Origin of the sequence: Streptomyces incarnatus, from assembly GCF_001027185.1 — a bacterium.
Taxonomy (GTDB): domain Bacteria; phylum Actinomycetota; class Actinomycetes; order Streptomycetales; family Streptomycetaceae; genus Streptomyces; species Streptomyces puniciscabiei.
Genome location: NZ_CP011497.1, coordinates 384,778 through 407,380, shown reverse-complemented (window position 1 = coordinate 407,380; position 22,603 = coordinate 384,778). Strand labels below are relative to the sequence as shown.

22 protein-coding genes, 2 pseudogenes and 1 riboswitch are annotated in these 22,603 nt (G+C 73.2%); of the genes and pseudogenes, 16 read left to right on the top strand and 8 right to left on the bottom strand.

The window, feature by feature from the left end:
• Positions 1-9: 9 nt before the first annotated feature.
• The 4 genes from ABB07_RS01885 to ABB07_RS01870 all read left to right on the top strand — a co-directional run bounded on the left by ABB07_RS01885 (position 10) and on the right by ABB07_RS01870 (position 4,104).
• Positions 10-879: an ABC transporter permease gene (locus ABB07_RS01885; protein WP_208896917.1), complete on the top strand. Its 870-nt coding sequence runs from the start codon at positions 10-12 to the stop codon at positions 877-879.
• Positions 872-1,681 carry an ABC transporter ATP-binding protein gene (locus tag ABB07_RS01880; protein ID WP_208896916.1) on the top strand — a complete coding sequence of 270 codons (810 nt, stop codon included), beginning with the start codon at positions 872-874 and terminating at the stop codon, positions 1,679-1,681. Before ABB07_RS01885 ends, ABB07_RS01880 begins: the two co-directional genes overlap by 8 nt.
• Complete coding sequence (locus ABB07_RS01875) at positions 1,671-2,483, top strand: ABC transporter ATP-binding protein (protein ID WP_208896915.1); 813 nt, start codon at positions 1,671-1,673, stop codon at positions 2,481-2,483. Before ABB07_RS01880 ends, ABB07_RS01875 begins: the two co-directional genes overlap by 11 nt.
• Positions 2,484-2,559: 76 nt before the next feature.
• On the top strand, positions 2,560-4,104 hold the full coding sequence (locus tag ABB07_RS01870; protein WP_208896914.1) for an ABC transporter substrate-binding protein: 1,545 nt from the start codon (positions 2,560-2,562) through the stop codon (positions 4,102-4,104).
• Here the strand turns inward: ABB07_RS01870 and ABB07_RS01865 are convergent.
• On the bottom strand, positions 4,088-5,467 hold the full coding sequence (locus ABB07_RS01865; RefSeq protein ID WP_208896913.1) for an NtaA/DmoA family FMN-dependent monooxygenase: 1,380 nt from the start codon (positions 5,465-5,467) through the stop codon (positions 4,088-4,090). The two genes, ABB07_RS01870 and ABB07_RS01865, sit on opposite strands and share 17 nt — an antisense overlap.
• Positions 5,468-5,520: 53 nt before the next feature.
• Complete coding sequence (locus ABB07_RS01860; protein WP_208896912.1) at positions 5,521-6,126, bottom strand: TetR/AcrR family transcriptional regulator; 606 nt, start codon at positions 6,124-6,126, stop codon at positions 5,521-5,523.
• 201 nt (positions 6,127-6,327) lie between these two features.
• Here ABB07_RS01860 and ABB07_RS01855 point away from each other — a divergent pair, with 201 nt between their 5' ends.
• Together ABB07_RS01855 and ABB07_RS01850 are read left to right on the top strand one after the other, a co-directional pair.
• Positions 6,328-7,821 (top strand): MFS transporter, encoded by a 1,494-nt coding sequence (locus ABB07_RS01855; RefSeq protein WP_208896911.1) that lies wholly within the window; start codon positions 6,328-6,330, stop codon positions 7,819-7,821.
• A 303-nt stretch (positions 7,822-8,124) separates the two neighbouring features.
• Positions 8,125-9,168 (top strand): LLM class flavin-dependent oxidoreductase, encoded by a 1,044-nt coding sequence (locus ABB07_RS01850; protein ID WP_208896910.1) that lies wholly within the window; start codon positions 8,125-8,127, stop codon positions 9,166-9,168.
• On the opposite strand, the gene ABB07_RS01845 is transcribed toward ABB07_RS01850, so the two are convergent.
• Both ABB07_RS01845 and ABB07_RS01840 read right to left on the bottom strand, forming a co-directional pair.
• Positions 9,128-9,343, bottom strand: a complete 216-nt coding sequence (locus ABB07_RS01845; protein WP_208896909.1) for a ferredoxin — start codon at positions 9,341-9,343, stop codon at positions 9,128-9,130. The genes ABB07_RS01850 and ABB07_RS01845 overlap by 41 nt on opposite strands.
• A 32-nt stretch (positions 9,344-9,375) precedes the next feature.
• A complete protein-coding gene (locus ABB07_RS01840; protein WP_208896908.1) occupies positions 9,376-10,575 on the bottom strand; it encodes a cytochrome P450 in 1,200 nt (399 codons plus the stop codon).
• Positions 10,576-10,801: 226 nt separating this feature from the next.
• Here ABB07_RS01840 and ABB07_RS01835 point away from each other — a divergent pair, with 226 nt between their 5' ends.
• Entirely contained in the window at positions 10,802-11,821 is a 1,020-nt protein-coding gene (locus ABB07_RS01835) for an LLM class flavin-dependent oxidoreductase (RefSeq protein ID WP_244189171.1), read from the top strand.
• Between the two features lie 80 nt (positions 11,822-11,901).
• Positions 11,902-12,004: riboswitch (SAM riboswitch) on the bottom strand.
• Between the two features lie 90 nt (positions 12,005-12,094).
• On the opposite strand, the pseudogene ABB07_RS01830 reads toward ABB07_RS01835, so the two are convergent.
• Positions 12,095-12,199 (bottom strand): annotated as a pseudogene (locus ABB07_RS01830) (DUF1684 domain-containing protein); the annotation flags it as partial.
• Positions 12,200-12,360: 161 nt separating this feature from the next.
• On the opposite strand from ABB07_RS01830, the gene ABB07_RS01825 reads away from it, so the two are divergent.
• From ABB07_RS01825 to ABB07_RS01815, 3 genes are all read left to right on the top strand, one after another.
• Positions 12,361-12,549, top strand: coding sequence for a ComEA family DNA-binding protein (locus ABB07_RS01825; protein WP_208896907.1), 189 nt, complete (start codon positions 12,361-12,363; stop codon positions 12,547-12,549).
• Between the two features lie 222 nt (positions 12,550-12,771).
• On the top strand, positions 12,772-13,743 hold the full coding sequence (locus ABB07_RS01820; RefSeq protein ID WP_244189170.1) for an EamA family transporter: 972 nt from the start codon (positions 12,772-12,774) through the stop codon (positions 13,741-13,743).
• 302 nt (positions 13,744-14,045) lie between these two features.
• Positions 14,046-14,570: a hypothetical protein gene (locus ABB07_RS01815; protein WP_208896906.1), complete on the top strand. Its 525-nt coding sequence runs from the start codon at positions 14,046-14,048 to the stop codon at positions 14,568-14,570.
• A 4-nt stretch (positions 14,571-14,574) separates the two neighbouring features.
• Here the strand turns inward: ABB07_RS01815 and ABB07_RS01810 are convergent, their stop codons facing one another.
• Complete coding sequence (locus ABB07_RS01810; protein ID WP_244189169.1) at positions 14,575-15,360, bottom strand: thioesterase family protein; 786 nt, start codon at positions 15,358-15,360, stop codon at positions 14,575-14,577.
• Positions 15,361-15,702: 342 nt separating this feature from the next.
• Between ABB07_RS01810 and ABB07_RS40440 the strand changes: the two genes are divergently transcribed.
• Together ABB07_RS40440 and ABB07_RS01800 are read left to right on the top strand one after the other, a co-directional pair.
• Positions 15,703-15,978 carry a hypothetical protein gene (locus tag ABB07_RS40440; protein ID WP_244189168.1) on the top strand — a complete coding sequence of 92 codons (276 nt, stop codon included), beginning with the start codon at positions 15,703-15,705 and terminating at the stop codon, positions 15,976-15,978.
• A 3-nt stretch (positions 15,979-15,981) separates the two neighbouring features.
• Positions 15,982-16,311 carry a branched-chain amino acid transporter permease gene (locus ABB07_RS01800; protein WP_208896905.1) on the top strand — a complete coding sequence of 110 codons (330 nt, stop codon included), beginning with the start codon at positions 15,982-15,984 and terminating at the stop codon, positions 16,309-16,311.
• Between the two features lie 109 nt (positions 16,312-16,420).
• Here the strand turns inward: ABB07_RS01800 and ABB07_RS01795 are convergent, their stop codons facing one another.
• Positions 16,421-17,071, bottom strand: a complete 651-nt coding sequence (locus tag ABB07_RS01795) for an FMN-dependent NADH-azoreductase (protein ID WP_208896904.1) — start codon at positions 17,069-17,071, stop codon at positions 16,421-16,423.
• Between the two features lie 148 nt (positions 17,072-17,219).
• Here ABB07_RS01795 and ABB07_RS01790 point away from each other — a divergent pair, with 148 nt between their 5' ends.
• The 3 genes and pseudogenes from ABB07_RS01790 (at position 17,220) to ABB07_RS01780 (ending at position 19,667) form a co-directional block, all read left to right on the top strand.
• Positions 17,220-17,612: a winged helix-turn-helix transcriptional regulator gene (locus ABB07_RS01790; protein ID WP_208896903.1), complete on the top strand. Its 393-nt coding sequence runs from the start codon at positions 17,220-17,222 to the stop codon at positions 17,610-17,612.
• A gap of 8 nt (positions 17,613-17,620) precedes the next feature.
• A pseudogene (locus tag ABB07_RS41925) lies at positions 17,621-18,085 on the top strand (hypothetical protein); the annotation flags it as partial.
• A 208-nt stretch (positions 18,086-18,293) separates the two neighbouring features.
• Entirely contained in the window at positions 18,294-19,667 is a 1,374-nt protein-coding gene (locus ABB07_RS01780) for a S41 family peptidase (RefSeq protein WP_208903222.1), read from the top strand.
• Positions 19,668-19,674: 7 nt separating this feature from the next.
• Here ABB07_RS01780 and ABB07_RS01775 read toward each other — a convergent pair whose 3' ends face one another.
• On the bottom strand, positions 19,675-21,153 hold the full coding sequence (locus tag ABB07_RS01775) for a glutamate-cysteine ligase family protein (RefSeq protein ID WP_208896902.1): 1,479 nt from the start codon (positions 21,151-21,153) through the stop codon (positions 19,675-19,677).
• 244 nt (positions 21,154-21,397) lie between these two features.
• Between ABB07_RS01775 and ABB07_RS01770 the strand changes: the two genes are divergently transcribed.
• On the top strand, positions 21,398-22,546 hold the full coding sequence (locus ABB07_RS01770; protein ID WP_208896901.1) for a substrate-binding domain-containing protein: 1,149 nt from the start codon (positions 21,398-21,400) through the stop codon (positions 22,544-22,546).
• The last annotated feature ends 57 nt before the right edge of the window (positions 22,547-22,603 follow it).

Below are 22,603 nucleotides of genomic sequence, written 5' to 3'. Positions count from 1 at the left end.
CACCGCGCCATGATCACTCGGATCTCCCGGAGACTGGCGGCCGCCCTGCCCACGGCGTCCGCTCGCATCGCGGCCGTGCTGCTGCTCGGGGTGCTGGTGCTCACGGCGTTCGGACCGGCGCTCACGCCGTACGACCCGCTGGCCCAGAACCCCGACGCCATCCTGCGCGGCCCCGGCCTCCACCACCCGTTCGGCACCGACGAGCTGGGCCGCGACGTCCTGAGCCGGCTTGTCACGGGCACCCGGCCCACCGTGCTGAGCGCGCTGGCGATGGTCGGCATCGGTGTCGTGGGCGGTGCCCTGCCGGGGATCGCGTCGGTGCTGCTCGGCCGCAGGGCCGCGGGCGTCGCGCTGCGCGGTGTCGACGCGCTGCTCACCCTGCCCACTGTCGTCGTCGCCATCGCCGTCGCCGGCGTCTTCGGCAACGGCCCGGCGACCGCCGCCCTCGCCGTCGGCGCCCTCTTCGCACCACGCCTGCTGCGCGTCGTACGGGCCGAGGCCCTCGGCTATGCGCACACCCAGTACGTGGAGGCCGCCGAACTGCTCGGCGCGTCCCGGCTGTGGATCGTGCGCCGGCACATCTGGCGCAAGACCCTGCCCACGCTCGGCGTCACCACGGCCCTGACCGCCGGGTACGCCGTCCTCGCCACCACCGGCCTCGCATTCCTCGGCCTCGGCGTGCAGCCACCGCACCCCACCTGGGGCGGCATGCTCACCGGCACCGTCCAGCAGCTGTGGCAGGACGCGTGGGGCCCGCTGTGGCCGGGCCTGTTCATCATCGCGACGGTGTGGTCGTGCAACGCCCTGGCCGACACCCTGCGCCGCGGCGAGCCGGTGGCCGCCGTGCCCGGCACGGTGAAGGAGGCCCTGCGTGTCTGACTCCGAACCCCTCCTGTCCGTGGAGAACCTGACGATCTCCGCCACGGGCACGGACCCGCCCCTCGTGCGCGGAGTCGGGTTCACCCTGCGCCGCGGACGGACCCTCGGCCTCGTCGGCGAGTCGGGCAGCGGCAAGACCCTCACCTGCCGCGCCGTGCTCGGCGTACTCCCCGCCGGATGCACCGTCACGGCCGGGCGGATCCGCTTCGCGGGCCAGGACGTCACCCGCCTCGACCGGCGCGGCTGGCAGCCGCTGCGCGCCGCCCGGATCGGCGCCGTCTTCCAGGACCCCGGCTCGTATCTCACCCCGTCCCTGACCATCGGCAGGCAACTGCGCGAGGTGCTGCGGGTGCGCGGCGGAGCCACCCGCGCCGAAGCCCGCGAACGCGCCCTCGGTCTCCTCACCGAGGTCGGCCTGCGCGATCCAGCGCGGGTCGCCCGGCAGATCCCCGCGCAGCTGTCCGGCGGCATGCAGCAGCGGGCCATGCTCGCCCTCGCCGTCGCCTGCCGCCCCGACCTGCTGGTCGCCGACGAACCCACCACCGCGCTCGACGCCCGCACCCAGCGCGACGTGCTCGCGCTGCTGCGCTCCCTGCGCGAACGCCTCGGCCTCGCCGTCCTGTTCGTCTCCCACGACCTGGAGGCCGTCGGCGGACTCTGCGACGACATCGGCGTGTTCCGCCACGGAGAACTCGTCGAGGCGGCGCCCGCGCGGCGGCTGCTGCACACCCCCGCCCACCCGTACACCCGCTCGCTCCTGGCGGACGCGGGCCTGCTGGAGGAGGAGCCGTATGCCCGCTGACGAACCCGTCCTGCGCGTCGACGACTTGGGCGTCACCTACCGGGCCCCCGACGGCACACGGCACCGCGTCCTCGACGGTGTGCACCTCAGTGTCCCCGCTGCCACCGTCACCGGTGTGATCGGGGAGACCGGATCCGGCAAGACGACCCTCGCGCGGGCCGTGCTCGGTCTGGTCACACCCACCGCCGGAAGCGTGCACCTCGACGGCCGTGACATCACCCGCCTCGGCCACCGCGCTCGCCGCGCGCTACGCCGCCAGGGCACGATCCAGTACGTCTTCCAGGACCCGCTGCGCTCCCTCGACCCGGACCTGACGGCGGCCGAGTCGATCACGGAGGGCCTCGCCGTGCGCCGCGAGGGCGACGCCGCCGGCCGTGCCGCACGTGCCGCCGAACTCCTGGACCTCGTCGGACTCGATCCGGCGTTGGCCGACCGCACCCCCGGTCGGCTCTCCGGCGGGCAGCGCCAGCGCGTCGCCATCGCCCGCGCACTGGCCACCCGGCCCCGGCTGCTCGTGTGCGACGAACCCGTCAGCGCCCTCGACGCCTCCGGCCGCGCGCAGATCCTCGCCCTGCTGGGCCGGCTCCGCGACGAGCTGGGACTGGCCGTCACCGTCATCTCGCACGACCTGCCGAGCATGGCCGAGGTCGCCGACCGTGTCGCCGTCCTGCACGAGGGCCGCATCGTCGAAGAGGGCCCCACCCGTCAGGTCCTCACCCACGCGGCCCACCCGTACACCGAACTGCTCCTCGACGCCGCCCCCCGCACCCTCAAGGCCCGTCTCGCCCGCCTCCCGGCGTGAACGACGACGCGCCGACCGCTCCGTCACGCACCAGCCGCCCGGAGCCCACCGTGGCCCCGGCCCGGAAAGGATCCCAGTGAACCCGCACAGCGCCAGACCGCACACCCGGACGGCCGCCGCCGCCGTCGCCCTCACCGCCCTGCTCACCGCGTGCAGCGGCACCGGGGGCGACACCACCGGCGCGGCCGGCTCCGCCCCCGGCGGCACCCTCAGCTGGTCCCTGCCCACGCCCTCCTCCTGGGACCCGGTCACCTCCCAGTCCGGGATCGACGTCACCCCGCTCAGCCTGGTCTACGACTCGATCACCCGGCTCGGTCCCAAGGGGGACGCCCGTCCCGGCATCGCCCGCACATGGGCGTACAGCCAGGACGGCCGCACCCTGACCCTCACCCTGCGCCCGGGCCTGACCTTCTCCGACGGCACCCCCCTGAACGCCGAGGCCGTGCAGAAGAGCATCGAACGGGGCAAGACCCAGGCCGACTCCGGCATCGCCGGCCAGCTCGGCTCCATCGCCACGATCGACGCCCCCAACCCCACCACCGTCGTGCTCCACCTGAAGCACAAGGACTACGCGCTGCCGCTCGCGTTCGGCGGCAAGACCGGCATGGTCGTCAGTCCGAAGGCGGCCGCGGCCGACCCGAAGCAGCTCGCCACCGCACCGGTGGGCTCCGGACCCTTCACCGTCACCAGCTACAGCCCGGACGGGCAGGCCGTCCTCAAACGCAACCCGCACTACTGGGACGCCAAGGACATCCACCTCGCCGGCGTCACCCTGAAGTTCCTGTCCGACCCGCAGGCCATCGTCTCCGCGCTGCGCAGTGGCGAGACCCAACTCGCCAGCTTCATCAACGGCACCCAGGTGGCCTCCCTGAAGGCGTCCGGCCTCGCCGTCGACGAGTTCCCGAGCCTGCAGGTCTCCAGCATCGAGGTCAACGCCAAGCTCAAGCCGTTCGACAACCCGCTGTTCACGCAGGCCGTCAACCACGCCATCGACCGCAGGGCCCTGGTGAAGGTCCTCAACGGCGGCCACGGCGAGCCCACCGTGCAGCCCTTCCCCGCCGGCTACCTCGCCTACGACCCGGGCAGCGCCGACGCCTACCCCTACGACCTGGCCAAGGCCAAGTCCCTGCTGAAGCAGGCCAAGTACGACGGCAAACCGTTCCCGATCACCTGGTTCTCCAGCCCCGGCGGCATCGACCGGCGGGTGGAGGCGGAACTGCTCCAGGACCAGCTGAAGAAGGCCGGCATCAACACCACCCTGGAGCAGATCCCGGTCGCCCAGGTCGCCGACAAGGTGTACGTCAAGCACCAGGTCGCGTTCTTCCCGAGCGGCGTCTTCGGCCGGGAGTCGCCGGCGCAGCAGCTGTCGTTCGCGAACACCCCGTACGGCAGCTACGACGTCCCGGCCCTGACGAAGGCGCTCCAGGACGCCGGCGACCAGCCCGTGGACAGCCCCGGCTACGGCCCGGCGCTGCGCAGGGTCACCGCTCAGACCGTGCGCAGCGGCTCGGACATCATGCTGTTCACGTCACCGTGGCTGTTCGGACGGGCGAAGCAGGTCACCGGCTTCGCCCCGGCCATCACCTCACCGCGGCTGGAGGGCGTCAGGCTGAGCTCGTGATCCGCTCGGCGCTCGCCCGCGGGACCGTGGCCCGGTCCCGCGGGGCGACGTCCGGCAGCGCCAGACCGTAGTGCTCGCGCAGGGTGCTGCCCTCGTAGGCGGTACGGAAGAGGCCACGGCGCTGCAGGATCGGCACCACCTCGTCGACGAAGGCGGGCAGCCCGTCGAAGGTGACGTCCGGCATGAGCGTGAACCCGTCGACGGCGCCGGACTCGAACCACGTCTGGATCAGGTCGGCGACCTGCTCGGGCGCGCCGACGGCCACCACGTGCCCGCCCCCGCCGCCGCGCCGCACGATGTCGCGCACGGTGCGGCCCTCCAGGGCCAGCCGGGCCACCGCGCGGGCGTGGCCGCCGACGCGGTGCAGACCGCCGCGCAGGGCCTCGGGAACGGGCCGGTCGAGCGCCAGGTCACCCGGGTCGAGGCCGAGGGTGGCGGCGACCGCGAACAACGCGCCCTCGTTGCCGCTGAGTTCGTCGAGCTCCTCCCGGCGCTCGAGCGCCTCCTCCTCCGTGCCGGCGACGGAGGTGACCAGTCCCGGCAGGAACAGTACCGATCCGGCCGGGCGTCCGAAGGCGAGCGCGCGGGAGCGGATGTCGGAGATGTCGGCGAGCGCCGCGTCCGGGTCGACGACGGCGCTGAACATCACCTCGCCCGTGCGTGCCGTCAGGGTCCGCACGCTGTCGGACACGCCGGCGTGGAAGATCACCGGGTAGCCCTGCTCGGAGGGGGGCAGGCTGATCGGTCCGGCCACGTCGTAGTGGGAGCCGTGGTGGTCGATCGGCCGTATCCGCGCCATGTCGGCGTACCGGCCGGACGCCACGTCGGTGACCAGCGCGTCGGGCGCCCAGCTCTCCCAGAGCTTTCGCACGACGGACACGAACTCCTGGGCACGTGCGTACCGTTCGGCCGAGTCGGGTTCGTGGGCGGTGAAGTTCCCGGCGACGCGCGGGCCCGAGGTGGTCACCGCGTTCCAGCCGGCCCGGCCGTGGCTGATCAGGTCCAGGGCGCGGAACCGGCGGGCGATGTTGTACGGCTCGTTGTACGTGGTGGATGCGGTGCCGACCAGGCCGATGCGCTCGGTCACGACGGCCATGGCGGTCAGGACCAGCGTCGGTTCCAGGCCGTTGACGATCGGGTAGTCGGTGAGGTCCGCGTGCAGCCCGGGCACGTCGGCGAGGAACACCGCGTCGAGCAGTCCCCGCTCGGCGGTCCGCGCCACGTCCAGGTACCCCTCGATCCGGGAGAACGCCACCGGGTCGGCGCCCGGCCACCGCCATGCGCCGGGGTGGTGGCCCGCGGCCACGGGGTGCACGTTCAGGTGCAGGGTACGGGCGGGGTTCGGCTGGCTGTGCGCAGGCACGACAGGTCCTCCCTGGTCGTGTGGACGGGTGGGCCGCATCGTCCCAACGCGGTCTAAAGCCGCACTGAACCCTTCCCGGGCAGGACCACGCCCTCCAGCATCAGGCCCAGGACCCGGGTGCCGGCGTCGCGGCCCGGCGCCGCGTTCTCGCTGACCCAGCCGGCCGCCGTGAGCAGGTCGAACAGGTCGTCGGGGGTGAGGTCGTCGCGCACCTGGCCCGCCTCCTGCGCCGCCCGCAGCAGATCGGCGCCGCAGCGGTGCATCGCGGTACAGGCCACGTGCGAGGGGGTGCCCTCGTCGTACATCGCCTCGGTGAGGATGCCGACCAGGCCGCGGAAGGTGCTGATGTGGGCGACGGCGTGCTTCATCCAGCGGGCGAGGGCGTCGAGCGGGTCGCTGTCGGCGGCGTACTCCCTGGCCTCGGCGACGAGCGTGTCCAGGCCGTCGCGGGTGGCCGCCTCCACGAGGGAGGCCCGGTTGGGGAAGTGCCGGTACAGGGTGCCGATGGCCACGCCGGCCTGGGCGGCGATGTCCTCCAGGGAGGCGTCGGAGCCGGAGACCGCGAAGGCCTTGCGGGCCGCGGCGAGGATCGTGTCGTAGTTGCGCCGGCCGTCCGCCCGCTTGGGGCGCTGTGCGATGTAGGGGCCCTTGGCTGCCATGTCCGGTCCTCCAGCGGTTGACTACATGAGGCAGCCTCAGCTTAACTGACTCAGGACAACCTGAGGTGGCCTCAGGTTAAGCGGGCCGAAACAGCCCGGGCCGCCCGTCAGGGCCGTTCGCCATGCGCTCGGGCCCGTCGTCGTCCGTCATCCGCTCAGGCCTCTCGTCCTTGAGCCCAGGCCTTCCAAGGAGGCATCCCCATGTCCACCGACACCAGTTCCGGAGCCGGGCCCGTCGCGCAGTCCCCGGCGCACGCGCCCCCCGCAGCCTGGGGTCTCGTCCTGCTCGCCCTCGTCGGGGCGGAGTTCATGCTCCAGCTCGACGGCACGATCGTGAACGTCGCCCTGCCCGGTCTGCAGGCCGACCTCGGCCTGAACGTCACCAGCGCGTCCTGGGTGCTCAACGGCTTCTTCCTCGCCTTCGGCGGCCTGCTGCTGCTCGCCGGACGCCTCGGCGACGTCCTCGGCCACCGCCGGGTGTTCCTCGCCGGCGTCGCCCTCGTCGGCCTCGCCTCGCTGCTGGCCGGGCTCGCCCCGAACGTCGCCGTGCTGCTCACCGGACGCGTCCTGCAGGGCGCGGGCGCCGCGATCGCCGGACCCACCGGGCTCGCCCTGCTCACCATCGAGTTCGAGGGGGAGCGTCTGCAGAAGGCGTTCGGCCTCTACTCCACGGTCACCGGCCTCGGCGCCGCCTCCGGCATGATCCTCGGCGGCGTGCTGACCTGGGCCGGCGACTGGCGCTGGACGCTCCTCGTGAACGTGCCCGTCGCCCTCGCCATCGTCCTGACCGGAGCCCGCGTGCTCACCCGCACCCCCGCCCCGGCCACCCGCCGCTCCCTCGGCGTCGCCAGCGCGGTCCTGGTCACCGGCGCCCTCGTGGCCCTCGTCCACGGTCTGGTCCGCGCTTCCGAGGACGGCTGGGGCGACGCCCTGACGCTGGCCTCGCTCGGCGCCGCCGTCGTCCTGGCCGCCGCGCTGCTCGCCGTCGACTCGCGCGCGTCCGAACCGCTTCTGCCGCTGCGCGTCTTCGCACACCGCGAGCGGGTTGGCGGCTTCCTGGGCCTGATCCTGCTGGCCGCCGTCCTGACCGCGTTCCTGTTCTACGTGGTCCAGTACCTGGACGCCGTACTGGGACTCGGTCCGCTGCGGCGCGGCCTGGCCATCCTGCCCTTCGGCCTCGGCATGCTGCTCACCACGCAGGTACTGACGAAGTACTTGTCCCGCATCGGTGTGAAGGCACGTGGCGTGATCGGCCTCGTGGTGGTGGTGGCCGCCGTCCTGTGGCTGACCCGGCTCGACGGCGCCAGCTCCTACGCCGCCGACGTCCTGCCGCCCATCGTGGTGCTCGGCGTCGGGGTGGGCCTGGCGATCGTGCCGATCAACATGACGATCCTCGCCACGTCCCGGCCCGAGGACACCGGCATCACGGCCGGCATCCTGCAGACCGCGCTGACCGTCGGCGGCACCATCGGCCTCGCCGTGCTGCTCATCCCGTTCACCTCCGGCAGCGGCGACCCCGCCGAGACGATCTCGTCGCTGTTCTGGTGGGCGACCGGCATCGCCGCGGCGGCGGCGCTCGTGGTCGCCGGGTTCTGGTTCACGGGCCGCGGCACGAGCGCGGCCGAGCAGGCCGGCCCGGGCGCCGAGGCGGCCGAGCAGCCGGCCCCGGCCACGGACCCGGCCGAGCAGCGCTGAGCACCGGCCGGTGACCGGACGGCCGGACGAGCGACATCCCCCGCGCTCGTCCGGCCGTCTAGGCATGCCGGCACGGCGCCGGTCACGACGTCGCCGCACGGGGACACGGCGCTTTAGACCCGGCCAAGCCTCGGCCAAGGCCCGCCTTGGGGGAGGGGCGCAGACTCGGGTGCGATCACCCACGTCCGTGCATGCGATCACCCGCGCCCGGATATCCGCACTGACCCCCGCACCCCCGCATCCTCCCCGTCCCCCGCATCCCCCGAACCGATCCGCTGAAGACCCACTCACCAGGAGCCCCGCATGACCGCGCTCTCCGTGCTCGACCAAGGCCCCGTCCGCGTCGGCGGCGCACCCGGCCACGCCCTGCATGACGCGCTCGAACTGGCCCGCGTGGTCGAGGAACTGGGATACCGGCGCTACTGGGTGGCCGAGCACCACTCCACCGCCATGATGGGCACCTCCGCGCCCGAGATCCTCATCGGCCACCTCGCGGCCCACACCACGCGTCTGCGCCTCGGCACCGGCGGCATGATGCTGCCCAACCACCGCCCGCTGCACCTGGCCGAGCAGTTCCGCACCCTCAACGCCCTGTATCCCGGGCGGATCGACCTCGGGGTCGGCCGGTCCTCGGGCACCGGTGACGAGACGACGGCCGCCGCGCTCGGCTGGAGCCGTGAACGCAGCGACCGTTTCGAGGAGTTGCTCGCCGAGCTGCTCGGTCACGGCGGCCTGCGCCCGCTGCCCGCGGAGCACCCGTACGCCACGCTGCGCGCGGTGCCCGTGGAGGTGCCGCTGCCGCCGGTGCACGTCCTGGGGTCCAGCGTCAGCTCCGCCGAACGCGCCGCGCGCGCCGGCCTGCCGTACGCCTTCTTCGCGGCCTATGTGAACCCGGACGTCGCCGTCACCGCGCTGCGCCGCTACCGGGAGGCGTTCGTGCCGCACACCCCGGACGCGCGACCGCACGCCGTACTCGCGCTGCGGGTGTGGGCGGGCGAGGACGACGAGCACGCCCACCGGATCGCCGCCCCCGCCAAACTCGCGGTGCTGCAGATCCTCACCGGCCAGGATCCGCGGCTGGTGCCGGAGGAGACCGCGCTGGCGCACCGCCCGACCGAGGCCGAGCGCGCCGTCGCCGCGCCGCTCGACCAGCGCTCCGACGTCATCGGCGGCCCGGACACCGTGCGCGAACGGCTCGAGGCGCTGACCGAGGCGTCCGGGGCCGACGAGATCATGGCGCTGACCAACACCTACGACCCCGGCGAGCGCCGCGCCTCCTACCGGCGCCTCGCCGAGGCCCTGAGGATCACTCCCGCGGTGGCGGCGCACCCTCCTCGGACAGTGTGAGCGCACCCGACGGGCACAGTGCGACGGCCTCCCGCACGGCCGCGTACTGTGCCTCGTCGGGCCGCGCGGCGAGCAGGACGGTGAGTCCGCCCTCGTCATGCTCGAAGACATCCTCGGCGCTCAGGACGCACAGGCCCGCGCCGATGCAGCGGTTCCGGTCGACGATGACACGCATGATGACGGACTCCTTGTCCCTGCCGCGCTGGACTACCACGTGACGGGCAGGGACACGAGCCCCTGCATGGTGCCGGACTGACGCATCGTCAGCTCATCGGAGTCCACCGCGAGCCGCAGCCCCGGCAGGCGCCGCACCAGCGTCTCGTAGGCCACCTCCAGCTGGGTGCGGGCCAGGCTCTGGCCGAGGCACTGGTGGATGCCGAAGCCGAACGTGAGGTGCTGACGGCTGCCGCGCGACAGGTCGAAGGTGTAGGGGTCGGCGTGCACCGACGGGTCGCGGTTGGCCATCGTCGAGGAGACGACGATCCCGTCGCCCGCCTTGATGTGCCGCCCCGCGATCTCGATGTCGTCGGTCACCCAGCGCACCCCGCCGAAGTCCGTCACCGCCGTGATCCGCAACAGCTCCTCGACGGCGACCCGGACCGGCACCCGGCCCTCGCGCAGGGCGGCCAGCTGCTCGGGGTGGTCGAACAGCGCCACCACACCCAGCGGGATCATCGACGAGGTGGTCTCCAGACCGGCGATCAGCAGCACCATCGCCAGCTGCACCAGCTCGTCATGGCCCAGTTCGCCCTCCAGGACCCGGCGCGCCAGCCGCCCGAGCAGCTCCTCGCCCGGGTCGCGCTCCTGCGCCGAGACCAGCCCGTCCAGATAGCCGAACAGGGCCTTGCCGGCCGCGTTGGTCTCCTCCGGCGTGCTCGCCTGCATCACCCCGCGCGTGGCGTCCTGGAAGAACGCGTGGTCCGCAAACGGAATGCCGAGCAGCGCCGACATCGCGAGCCCCGGAATCGGCATGGCGTAATCCGCCACCAGATCGGCCGGCGGTCCCTTTTCGAGCATCGCGTCGATCAGTGCGTCGATGTCGGCCTGAATACGCGGGCGCAGCGCCCGCGCGTGCTTCAGGCCGAATTCCGGATTGAGCAGCCGGCGATGGATGTCGTGGGTGGGCGGATCCTCTCCGACGAGCACCAGTTTCCGGGCCTCCTCGGCTCCCAGATGCGGCGCCATGGTGGGGTACTCGTCATAGCTGCGGTCCGAGGAAAGGCGCGGATCGGAAAGGATCTCACGGCTCTCCGCGTACCCGGTGAAGAGCCAGACCCGACGCCCGTTCCAGAGGGTGACCTGGTTGATCGGGCCGCGTTCCGCTATGTCCCGGTAGATGCCGGGCGGTTGGTAGGGGCACGTACGGCGCTGCGGGAACGACGGTGCCTCGACGACATCGGCGGACAAGGCGGCCTCCGTGGGCTCGGGACGGGCTGGGACGAAGCCGACCGTAACCACGCCGCGCGAATACCGGCAATGCGCGAACCGCCTCTGATTACCGACGATTTGGTGCTCCCTTGCACCGCCTTATGGCTGGGTTTAGGCGGGGCGAAGGCGGAGTTTGTCCGGCCCCCGGACGCTGGACGCGAACCACCGCTGTCACTGTCCATGTCACCGGCCTGAGGGGATTCCCGTGCGGATCGGCATCACCTACCTCGGCGTATCGCCCACCGTCGACCGGGAATCGGCACGCGAGAAGTATCACGAATTCCTGCGCCAGGTGGAGTGGGCGGGCGACCACGACTTCTCCGGCATCTGGATCACCGAGCACCACTTCTCCGGCTACAGCCTGAGTGCCTCGCCGCTCCTGCTGCTGTCCCGGGCCGCCGCCGCGGCCCCCACCCTGCGGATCGGCACCGGCATCCTGGTGCTGCCGCTGTGGGAGCCGGTGCGGCTCGCCGCCGACCTCGGCACGCTCGACACCCTCTCCGACGGCCGGCTCGACATCGGCATCGGACGGGGCTACCAGCCGCACGAGTTCCAGGGGTTCGGGCGGGCGCTCGACACCAGCCGGGACAGGTTCGAGGAGGCCACCGACCTGCTGGTGCGGCTCCTCGAAGGCCCCGTCGAGTCCTACGCGGGCACGTACCACTCCGTCGACGCCCCGGTGACCGTGCTGCCCCGCCCGGTGCAGACCCCGCGTCCGCCCGTGTGGCTGGCGGCGGTGAGCCCCGAGTCGACGCGCTTCGCGGTCCGCCGCGGGTTCCATCTGCTGGGCCTGGCCCTCGCCACCCCCGCCGAGCTGGCACGACAGTGGCGCACGGCCCAGGACCTGGCCGCGGAAGAGGGCACGGGGACAGACGGCTTGGAGTACGGCGTGAACCGGTTCGTGTACTGCGGCACCGACCCCGACGGTCGCCGCGCCGCGGTCCGTGAGGTGGCCCGCCAGATACAGACCTCCCGGGCCCTCGCCCAGGGCACCGTACCCGCCGGCGGACTGCCCCCGCTGCCCGCCCGCATCGACCCGGCGGACGAGGCCCTGGCCGCCGAACGCCTGCTGGCCGGGTCCCCGGACGAGATCCGCAAGCAGCTCACCGAACTCGCCGAAGCGGGCGTCACCCAGGTCAACGCGGCCTTCGAGTACGGCGCACTGCCGGCCGAGACGGCCTTCGCGTCCCTGCGCCTGTTCGCCGAGGAGGTACTGCCGCTCTGACCACGCCGGAGGTCCCGCCACCCCACCCGGCCCGGCGCTCGCCGTCACCCGTGGTCACCACGCGCGAATGCCGGGGAAAGTCACCGCGATCCGCTGCATCGCACCGACTTCCACCTGGAGCAGCCCACCGCGTGGCAGGGTTGCCGGTCAGCGACCGAGGGCTTGACGCTGACACTCAATGCCGGTCGGTGATCGTGCGGAGCGCTCCTGCCCCACGTCGGTGCCGGAAGGCGACGCCCTGCAGGGGCAGTCGGACCGGCACCGCGTCCCGGCTCAGGAACCGCCGCGCTCGCGGGGTGTCTTCCGGCCGGCCTCGATCGCCACCGCCAGCCGGTTCTCGGCCGGGGGCAGCGGGCAGGTGGCGAGGTCCGTGTAGGCGCCCCGCATCGGCCGATCCGGTCGTCGCAGCGCACCTTGCCGCCCGTGCTCGCCGGGACGAAGCTCGCGCCCTCGCGCAGAGCGACCCTGTTCTCGCGCACGACCTTCGCATCGGCCGTCCGGACCTGCCGCGCCAGTACGACGACGGTGGCCTGGTCGATGTGAACAGCGCGCCGGCGCATGCCATCGCCACGGCCTGCTCCATCGAGCCGTCTTCGGCCGAACGGATCGTGGCGACTCGTCAGGACCTCGGTTCATTCAGCTCGCTGGACGAGGTGTTCGTCTACGCTCAGGTCGAGGAGGGCGCCGCTGCACGGATCCGCGACCACGCGCTGCTCCTGCCGAGGTAGACCGTGAGGCGTGTACGGGCTGACCTTCGGCAGACGACACCCTGCGCGCGGCCGCCCGCCGACCTCGCCGGGGCACGACCACGGCGGTGAGCAGACGGTATAACGCCCCGGCCGGCATGGACCCGGGTGAGTAGTCGACGCGTATGACAGCACGCCAAGCGGTACCGCGGGGGCCGTGCCACCCGCCCCACCCGTTGATCACCGACCGTCCGTCGCCCTAGGGTGCGGGGACAGTCGTACCGGGAGCCGATAACCATCAGTCAGTACCTCACCCCCCGTGCACGCGCCGCCCTCGCCGTCGGCCGGGGGCTCGGCACCGTTCCGGCCCCGGGGCTCGTCCTCGGCGGCATCCTCGGCCTGCAGGGCGGGGCGGCGCTGACGACCCGTCTCTACCCGGCCGTGGGACCGGCCGGCGTGGTGACCCTGCGGCTGGCGATCGCCGCACTCGCCCTCACCGCACTGTGGCGGCCACGGATCCGCGGCGACCGGGCCGGCCTCGGCCTCGCGGCCGCCGCCGGGACCCTGCTCGCCGTGCACCATCTCGCCTACTACGAGGCAGTCGCCCGGCTGCCCCTGGGCGCCGCCACCACCCTGGAGTTCCTCGGCCCCTTCGCCATCGCCCTGTGCGGCTCCCGTCGCGCCCCCGACCTGCTGTGGGCGGGCCTCGCCGCCACCGGCGTCCTCCTGCTCAGCGGCACCGGTACCGCCCTGGACGCGACCGGCATCGCCTGCGCCACCCTCGCCGGATGCTGCTGGGCCGGATACATCCTGGTCGGCAAGCGGCTGGCCGGACACGCCCCCGACGGCCGCGGCCTCGCGCTGGCCGTGATCTGGGGTGCGCTGCTCAGCCTTCCGTACGGCATCACACAGGCCGGCAGCCGCCTCCTGGACCCGGGCACCCTCGCCGTGGCCGCGGCGGTCGCCGGGCTCTCCAGCGTCCTGCCCTACACCCTCCAGCTGGAGGCGCTGCGCCGCCTGACTCCGCGCGTCTTCGGGGTACTGACCAGCCTGGAACCGGCGATCGGCGCGCTGATCGGGCTGCTGTTCCTGGGGCAGCACCTCGCGGTGGCCCAGTGGGCGGGGGTCGCGGCGGTGGCGGTGGCTTCGGTGGGGGCGACGCGCACGGAGGAGTCGCCGGGCGGGACGGGTGGGGCGCCGGCCGTCGATGGTCCCACCCGGGCCGCTGGGGACTGAGCGGCGAAGTTCCCCTGCGGGGCCGGGAATGCCGCGGTGACCGCTCCACGTACGCAGCCGTCGGTGGCCTGGACGCGAGCCAGGGGCGGCCCGGCCCGGGCAGCTGATGGGAGGGTGCGGCCGTCGCTTTGGGGTGCCGGGCCCGGCATTCCGGCCTGCGCTGCGCGCGAGCGCGTCGCGCGTCGCGCGGCGGTGATGGCCGCGGCCTGCCTGCCAAGTGCCGCCGTGGATCGGCCTCGACGGCCCGCGGGTGGTGTCGAGGGTGCCGACAGCCCACCGGGCCATGCCCTACCGTGACCGGCATGGACGCGTCGGGACGGAGCCTTCGGAGCTATCGATATGTCGGTCCCAGGGACCTGAAGGCCGCCGTCGGGCCGGGGGACGCGGGCACCGTCGTTCGTACGGCGGCCGAGTTCGCGTACTGGGCCGCCACCCGGACCCGTGAGGAACTGGCCGAGCCCTTCACCTTCGTCGTCGGCCTGGACGGCGCCCTGCGGCTCGCCCCGCGCCGGTCCGAGCACGTGGCCTGCGCGGGGGGTGAGCCGGTGCTGAGCGCGGGAGAGATCCGCTTCGGCGAGGAAGCCGGCCGCTGGGCGGTGCGCGAGGTGAGCAACCAGTCGACGGGTTACTGCCCGGACACGGACTCATGGCCGGCGGTGGCCGAGGCGCTCGACCGGGCCGGGGTGGACCGTCCCGGGTCCTTCACCCATGAGGTGGTCTTCCGCCGGTGCCGCGGCTGCGGGCAGCACAACATCGTGCGGGAAGACCACTTCGTCTGCGTCTTCTGCGACGCCGACCTTCCCTGGCGGTGGAACATCGACCCCTGAGCGGTCAGCGGGGAAGCGGCCGTACCGTGAGCATCTGCTGGGCCTGGCCCACGGGGCCGTGGACGTCGTGGAGGACACTGCTGGTGAGGCCCTGGCCGCTGGGGCCGAAGGTGACCGTGGTGTCCAGGCCGACCCAGCGGCCCGCCGGTTGCCGGTGCAGATGGATCGTCAGGTCGACGTTGGGGAACATCCACTCGGCCGGAGACCGGCGTACGGCGATGCCGTTGGCCGTGTCGACGAGGGCGACGTAGGAGGCGAGCGGGCTGCCCGGCTCGCCCGCGACGAGTCCGAGGTCCGTGGAGATCCAGACCGTGCCGCGGCCCGGCTCGGACGGGGCGACCGGCCGGATGTCGACGGACGCGCAGTGGCCGCCGGGCCAGACCGAGGCGAGGGAGTGACCGGCGAGCCCGTCCGGCGGGGTGAGGCGCGCCCCGGCACCGCCGGCCACAGTGCCGGTGTCCACCTCGGTCAGCAGCCAGGCGCGGGCCCGTACCACCGGCCGGTCCGCGATGCGTACGACCGCTTCGAGCAGTTCGACGGTGCGGCCTGGCCGGATCGACTCCACCTGGACCTCGCACTCGTCCAGGGCGAGGCGCCCCAGGATGTCGAAGCTGATCCTGGACAGGAGCAGGCCGTTCGGTGGGCGCTCGGCGCGGTACTGGTCGATCGCGTGGACCACGAGTCCGCCGAGCGGGCTGAAGTGCATGTCGTCGGTGTCCCACGCGCCGCTCGCGTGCGCGGTGGGCTTGTAGCGATGCTGATCGATGCGCTCGAAGTAGCTGGCGGCCAACGGGTGCCTCTCCTCAGGATGTCGGTGCACGTGGGTGCGTCGAGCAGATCGATGCACAGTACATCCGTGGCCGTGGCCGTGTATCCGGTGATGACGCCGGCCTCTCCAGGCGCTTGACCCGGCGCAGACACGGCCGTACCGCCGGCCTCGGTCGCTCTCTCCGCGTTCCTGGTGAACGTACGGCACGTGTTCTGCGCGCCGTCCTTCCCGCTGCACCGGATCAAGGGGCCGCTCGGCAGGGTGTACAGCACCTGGGCGCTGTGCGACGAGGCCTGCGCGCTGACCGCGTAGGAGCAGGCCCGGTGCTGGTCCGGGCGCCGCATCCTGTGGCTGCAGTGGTTCATGCATCTGTACTGGGCGGGCGGCGCCACGGCTGGGGCGCTGCTCGGCTCGCTCATCCCCGAGAGTGTCCACGGTCTGGACTTCGCGCTCACGGCCCTGTTCACGGTGCTGGCGCTCGATGCCGTCCGCGACCGGCGAGACGACCTGCCCACCACCCTGCTCGCCCTGCTCGGCGCGCTCGCCGCCCGGCTGCTTCTCCCCGGAAGTCTGCTGCTCGCCGCCTTCGCCCTGTTCACCGCCGGCTCCTCGTCCGCCGTTCGACCACCCGAAGGGTGAGCCATGCCTGACCCGGGCTGTCTCGTCACCGCGCTCCTCGTCGCCGCCGCCGTCACCTGGGCGCTGCGCGCCGTGCCCTTCGCCGTGCTCGGCCCGCTGCGCGCGAGCGGAACCGTGCGGTACCTCCAGCCCCGGATGCCCGCCGGGATCATGGTGATCCTCGTCGTGTACCGCCTGCGCGACCTGCCGCTCACCCACACCGCCGTGCTCGCCCCGGTCGCGGCCCTCGCCGTCACCGTCGGCCCGCACCTGTGGCGCCGCAACGCCCCGCTGAGCATCCTGGCCGGCACCGCCGTGCATGTCGCGCCGGCCAGTACGGTTTTCGCCCGCTGACGCGGCTCGGCCCGGCGCCGCGCGCGGGGCGGTGCCGGGCCGGGGCGAGTCGGTGCCGGCCGGGGCGCGTCGGCGCCGGGCCGGGGTGACGGGAGCGGGGCGGTGCCGGTCAGGCCGCGAGGCGCTCCGCGAGCTGCTTGGCCTTCGCGGCGGCCTCCTCCAGGGCGCGCTCGCGGGAGGCCTCGTACAGCGGGACCAGCTCGGCCATCGCCGGGTTCTGCGGGGCCATGGTCAGCTCGGGAACGATGAAGTCGACGTCCAGACCGAGGGCGTCGCCGAGCACGGCCTTGAGGTAGTTCTGCACGTACTCGTATCCCTCACGCGGCGTGCCCGGCCCGTACGCGCCGCCCCGGCTGGCGATGACCGTCACCGGGGTGCCCTTCGCGGACTGGGTCTCGCCGGCCGTGCGGCCGATGAGGATCACGTTGTCCAGCCAGGCCTTGAGGGTCGAGGGGATCGAGAAGTTGTACATCGGGGCGCCGATCAGCACCGCGTCGGCCTGCTCCAGCTCCTCGATCAGCCGGACCCGCTCGGCGAAGGCGGCGGCCTGCTCCGGTGTGTGCGAGGCAGGGTCGGCGAAGCCGGCGGTGTGCGCGGCGGCGGTGATGTGCGGGACGGGCTGCGCCGCGAGGTCGCGGTGGACGACCGTGCCGTCGGGGTGCTGCTCCTGCCAGTGCGCGCGGAACGCCGCCGCCACGGCGCGCGAGGCCGAGGCCTCGGCCGGGAACACGGACGAGTCGATGTGCAGCAAGGTGGCCATGGTGACTCCAGAAAGAAGGCAAAAAGGAAGGCAAAAGGGATAGAGGTGTCCTGCGGCTCAGCATGGGCTGAGTTTTCGGGCAGAACTATGTTTAGCACAGGGGCTTACTTTTTTTCAGCCCCCTACCTCGAGGTAGTACCCTGAGCGCATGGCAGCGGACGTGACCCACGACAGCGCGGCGTGCAAGCGGGTGGACGACGGCATCACGCGTGTCTTCCAACTGCTCGGAAAGCGCTGGAGCGGCCCGATCGTGGCGGTCCTGGTGGAACAGCCCGCGCACTTCGCGGACCTGCGCCGGGCCGTCCCCGGCATCAGCGAGCGCATGCTGTCCGACCGGCTCGCGGAACTCGGCGCGGCCGGACTCGTGCTCCGCGAGGTCGACGAGGGCCCGCCGCTGCGGGTGTCCTACCGGCTGACCGAGGCGGGGGCCGCCCTGGAGCCGGCGCTCCGGGAGCTGGCCGAATGGGCGAAGGCCCACCTGCCGGACGCGCCGTCGTGCCCCGGCGTGGAGCGCGGGCGGGCGGCCGGATCGCCGGCGTAGACCCGGCCATGGACATCACCGTGCAGTGGGTGCGGACCTTCTGGACCAAGCGGTCACGCGGCGGTGCCGCCGCCGCCCGGCGGAACGCGGTGCCGGTCGGATTCCCGTTGCCCGAGGTGCCGCTGGGCCGCGCGCACGTCGTGTGGGTGGCCCAGCGGCACGGCTTCGAGGCCCGGGAGAGGCGTACGGATCTCGGCGACATCGGCGTGAGCCTGCCGTAACGGGACGGCGGCCTCAGGGTCTTCGCGCACACCGGGTTCGGTCTGCCCGCCCGGCCCCGCAGGGCGCCCGCCGTATGGCTCCGGCCGGACCAGTGGGTTCGCCGGCAGCTCAACCACCGCTGCAGCAGCGCCTCCGGGATGGCGGACCGGTCCTACTCGCTCGACACCTTCAACGTCGCCTACGGCCCGGTCGGCCATGAGGTGTTCCTCGGGGAACCGACCGTGCTGGTCGACGAGCGCGGCCCGGTGCGCCAGCCCGCCGGCGACCGTGAGAGGACCGGGGTCCCGGTCCGTCACGCGACACCGGAGAGTGTCCACTTCGGCCGGGAATCGCTGGTCGGCGGAGTGAGCCGGTGCGGGGGTTGTCCCCCGACTCGAGGGACCGGATGGCCGGATGGTGCGGAACACCGCGCGTCGGCGACGGTGGTCTCCCATGATCGCCCGTCGGAAGGACACGCACGTGCGCACCCTCACGGCCACCGCCGCCGCCCTGATCCTCGCCGCCGGGGCCGTACCCGCCGCGGCCGCCGCACGCCCCGGGCCACCGGGCACCGACGGGGTGTGGCGCATGGACGGCTACGGCACCGTCCTCGCCATCGGCGGGGGAGTGCTGCGGGAGTACCAGACGACATCCGTCAGCTGCCTCGAGGGCGACACCTCACGGCAGACCGGTCCGGGCACCTACGCGGCGCCGGACGGCTCGCTGCTGACCGTACGGACCGCGCACGACCGCGACCACGCGCTGCTCGCCGCGGACAGCTCGGTCGGGCACCGCACGCTGCGCCGCCTGAACGCCCTGCCCGCCGCGTGCACGCGCCCCGTCCCCACGGACCCGCGCACCGCCTTCGACGTCTTCTGGCAGACCTTCGAGGAGAACTACCCCTTCTTCGCCCGGAAGCACATCGACTGGCACGCCGTCCGCGACCGGTACCGCCCGCTGGTGCACGAGGACACCACGAAGGACCAGCTCTTCGGCATCCTCAGCCGGATGGTCAGTCCGCTGTACGACGCCCACGTCACGGTGACCGACGGTGATCGCCACTTCGGTCAGGTCCGCCCCGGCACGCAAGCACCCAGCCCCGAACTGGACGCCACCGTCAGGAAGTTCATCGCGGCCCGCGACCTCAAGGACGCCCTCGGCCGCGAGGACTTCGGCGCGGGCCGCATCACCTATGCCGACCTGCCCGGCGGCCTCGGCTATCTGCGCATCTCCGGATTCGGCGGCTACGCGGGCGAGGACGCGCCGTACACCGCCGAACGGGCCGAACTCGACCGGGCGTTGAACACCGTGCTCACCCCGAGCCGCACCGAGCGGCTCAAGGGGCTCGTCATCGACCTGCGCGTCAACGGCGGCGGCTCCGACAGCCTCGGTATCCGGATCGCCGAGCGGCTGACCGGCACGCCGTACACCGCGTACGCGAAACGGGCCCGCAACGACCCGGCCGATCCCGGCCGGCACACCCGCCCCGAACCGGTCCCTGTCGTGCCGGCCGACGCCCCCCGGTACACCGGCCCGGTCGCCGTGCTCACCGGCGGCTCGACGGTCAGCGCGGGCGAGACCTTCACCCAGGCACTGATGGACCGTCCCGGACCGACGGTGCGGATCGGGCAGCCCACCCAGGGCGTCTTCTCGGACGTGCTGGAGCGCACCCTGCCCGACGGGCTGCGCTTCGGCCTGCCGAACGAGGAGTACCTGACCCGCACCGGCCGCACCTTCGACGGCACGGGCATCCCGCCGCAGCTGACCGAACCGGTCTTCACCGAGGAGGAGTTCGCCGAGAACCGCGACTCGGCCTTCGACCGGGCGGTGAACCTCCTCGGCGGGCGCGGCTGAGCCGGCTTCAGTCCACCGGCCAGGTGTGGGCGGGGGCGTTGAGGTGCATGTAGTCGATGTACAGCTGGGTCATCTGCCGCAGGGCCTCGTGGCGGCCGGCGCGCGTGGTGGCGTCGAGGTGGTGGAACATCTCCTTCTGCCACACGGCGCCGTTGCGCGCCGTCACACAGCGCTGCTCGATGATGCCGAGCAGCGGCTCGCGCCACGCGTCGTCCATGCCGGAGTGCTCCAGGCCACGGTGCGCGAGCGGCAGCAGCCTGCGCAGGACCAGTTCCGGCACCGGCACCTCGCCCATCCCGGGCCAGTACAGCAGGGCGTCGATGCCACGCCGGGCGGCGGTGTGCAGATTGTCCTCGGCGGCCGCGAAGGACATCCGCGACCACACCGGCCGGTCCTCCTCCACCAGGGCCCGGGTGAGGCCGTAGTAGAAGGCGCCGTTGGCGAGGGTGTCGGCGACGGTCGGTCCGGCGGGCAGCACCCGGTTCTCCACCCGGATGTGCGGGACGTCGTGGGAGACGGCGTACACCGGGCGGTTCCAGCGGTAGATCGTGCCGTTGTGCAGGGTCAGTTCACCGAGGTCCGGGATGTCACCACGGTCCAGGGTCTCCGCCGGGTCCTGCTCCTCGCACAGCGGGAGGAGGGCGGGGAAGTAGCGCAGGTTCTCCTCGAAGAGGTCGAAGACGCTGTTGATCCACCGCTCCCCGAACCACACCCGGGGCCGTACGCCCTGCACCTTGATCTCCTCCGGGCGGGTGTCCGTGGCCTGTTCGAACAGCGGGACACGGGTCTCGTGCCACAGTTCCTTGCCGAACAGGAACGGTGCGTTCGCCGCCAGTGCGACCTGGACCCCCGCGATGGACTGCGCCGCGTTCCAGTAGGGGGCGAACTCCTCGGGAGAAACCTGGAGGTGGAACTGTGTGCTCGTGCACGCCGCCTCCGGGGTGATGGTGTCCGCGTAGGTGCGCAGCCGGTCCACACCGTCCACCTCGATGCGCAGGTCCTCGCCGCGGGCGGCGAAGATCTGGTCGTTGAGCAGCTGGTAGCGCGGGTTCTCCGACAGGGTCTCCTCGCCGATGTCCTCCTGGCGCAGGGTGGGCAGGATCCCGATCATGATCAGCCGTGTGCCGATCGACCTGGCCCGCTCGTCCGCGTGGTTCAGCGCCGCGCGGATCTCCGACTCCCACGCGTCGGGACCGCCCGCCGTCAGCCGCCGGGGCGGCACGTTGATCTCCAGGTTGAAGCGGCCCAGCTCGGTGGACCAGGCGGGGTCGGAGATCGCCTTCAGCACATCGGTGTTGCGCATCGCCGGCTCGGCGTCGTCGCCGACCAGGTTCAGCTCGATCTCCAGACCGACCTGCGGCCGCTCGGACTCGAACCGCGAGTCGCGCAGCATCTGCGCCAGCGCGTCCAGGCACGCGTGCATCTTGATCCGGTACCGGCGGCGGTCCTCGCGGGTGAAGACGAGCGCCGGGACGTCGCGTCCCATCGGCCCTCCAGGATGCCCCTCGTCGCAGCCCTCCCCACCAGCGTCGCACCAACGCGCGAGCCACACCAGGCGCGGCCGGCGGCACGAGCCGGCGCCGCCTCCGGGGCGAGCCGCGCTCAGCGCCCCGACCGGTGCCTTCGTACCCGGGCGTGCACAGCGCGTGGTGGCCCGGTACGGCCGGAGTTCCGCATCGCGGGGCAGGGGGCGCTGGCCGCGGCACGGCCCAGGTTGCGAAGATGGGGCCATGACCACCTCGCACGGCGCTCGCCGGCCCACGATCGCCGACGTCGCCGCGGCGGCGTCGGTGTCGCGGACCACGGTGTCGCACGCCCTCAACGGCATCGGCAAGGTCGACCCGCGGACCCGCGAACGCATCAGGAAGATCGCCGCCGAGCTGGGGTACCGGCCCAACCTGCGCGCCCAGCGGCTGCGCCGGGGCCAGGCCAAGGCCATCGCGCTGGCGTCCTCGATGCCGTTCGCGGTGGCCGGCGGCCCCTCGCGGCTCGGCTTCTACATGGAGGTGGCCGCCGCCGCGGCCGAGCGGGCCCTCGTCCACGGCTACGCCCTCGTGCTGATCCCGCCGGTACAGTCCGGATCCGCGCTCTACTCCGTCGACATCGACGGCGCCATCGTGGTCGAACCCGAGGCGGACGACGCCGCCGTGGCCCAACTGCGCGAGCGCGGACTGCCGTACGTCGCGCTGGGCCGGCCCACCGCACCCGACGACGACGCTCCCTACGTGGACCTGCACGGCGGCAGGGTGGTCGAACTGCTCCTGGACCACCTGCGCGACCAGGGCGCCCGCAGCCCGGCGCTCATCGTCGGCGCGGGCACCCGGCACTCGGCGGTCGACGCCCGCGCCGCCTACGAACGGATCGCCGCCGCCCACGGCCGGCCGGCCATCGTCGCCACCGCGCCGGAGGAGGGCGGCGAGCAGGCGGGGTACGACCGGTGTGCCGCGCTGCTCGCGGAGCACCCCGGCATCGACGCGCTGTGCGTGCTCGTCGACGCCTTCGCGGTCGGCGCCGTACGGGCGCTGCGGGACGCGGGCCGCCGTGTCCCCGAGGACGTCATGGTCGTCACCCGGTACGACGGGCTGCGCGCCCGCACCTGCGAACCCCCGCTCACCGCGGTCGACCTGGGCCTGGACCGGGCCGCCGCGGACGCGGTGGAACTGCTCCTCGCCCGACTGGGCGCGCGCCCGGAAACGTGCGCGGCGCCCGGGCGGGCGGACACCGAACCGGCGGACACCGGGCCCGCGGATACCGTGCGGGCGGACGCCGGGTCGGCGGATACCGGGCGCGAGGTACCGGTCGCCGTACCCCGGCTCGTCCCGCGGGCCTCGTCCCTGCGCCGTCCGCCGGGCACGGGCGACGGGACTCCGGCGGCCTAGCTCTGGTCGTCAAACTCCCGCTGCCCCGCCGGGCGGACGGCGGGGCAGGCCGGAGAT

Coding starts and splice junctions, on each gene's coding strand:
- ABB07_RS01885 (WP_208896917.1), top strand. CDS start 10: ATGATCACTCGGATCTCCCGGAGACTGGCGGCCGCCCTGCCCACGGCG.
- ABB07_RS01875 (WP_208896915.1), top strand. CDS start 1,671: ATGCCCGCTGACGAACCCGTCCTGCGCGTCGACGACTTGGGCGTCACC.
- ABB07_RS01860 (WP_208896912.1), bottom strand. CDS start 6,126: ATGGCAGCCAAGGGCCCCTACATCGCACAGCGCCCCAAGCGGGCGGAC.
- ABB07_RS01855 (WP_208896911.1), top strand. CDS start 6,328: ATGTCCACCGACACCAGTTCCGGAGCCGGGCCCGTCGCGCAGTCCCCG.
- ABB07_RS01850 (WP_208896910.1), top strand. CDS start 8,125: ATGACCGCGCTCTCCGTGCTCGACCAAGGCCCCGTCCGCGTCGGCGGC.
- ABB07_RS01845 (WP_208896909.1), bottom strand. CDS start 9,343: ATGCGTGTCATCGTCGACCGGAACCGCTGCATCGGCGCGGGCCTGTGC.
- ABB07_RS01815 (WP_208896906.1), top strand. CDS start 14,046: ATGGACGCGTCGGGACGGAGCCTTCGGAGCTATCGATATGTCGGTCCC.
- ABB07_RS40440 (WP_244189168.1), top strand. CDS start 15,703: ATGCATCTGTACTGGGCGGGCGGCGCCACGGCTGGGGCGCTGCTCGGC.
- ABB07_RS01800 (WP_208896905.1), top strand. CDS start 15,982: ATGCCTGACCCGGGCTGTCTCGTCACCGCGCTCCTCGTCGCCGCCGCC.
- ABB07_RS01795 (WP_208896904.1), bottom strand. CDS start 17,071: ATGGCCACCTTGCTGCACATCGACTCGTCCGTGTTCCCGGCCGAGGCC.
- ABB07_RS01790 (WP_208896903.1), top strand. CDS start 17,220: ATGGCAGCGGACGTGACCCACGACAGCGCGGCGTGCAAGCGGGTGGAC.
- ABB07_RS01775 (WP_208896902.1), bottom strand. CDS start 21,153: ATGGGACGCGACGTCCCGGCGCTCGTCTTCACCCGCGAGGACCGCCGC.
- ABB07_RS01770 (WP_208896901.1), top strand. CDS start 21,398: ATGACCACCTCGCACGGCGCTCGCCGGCCCACGATCGCCGACGTCGCC.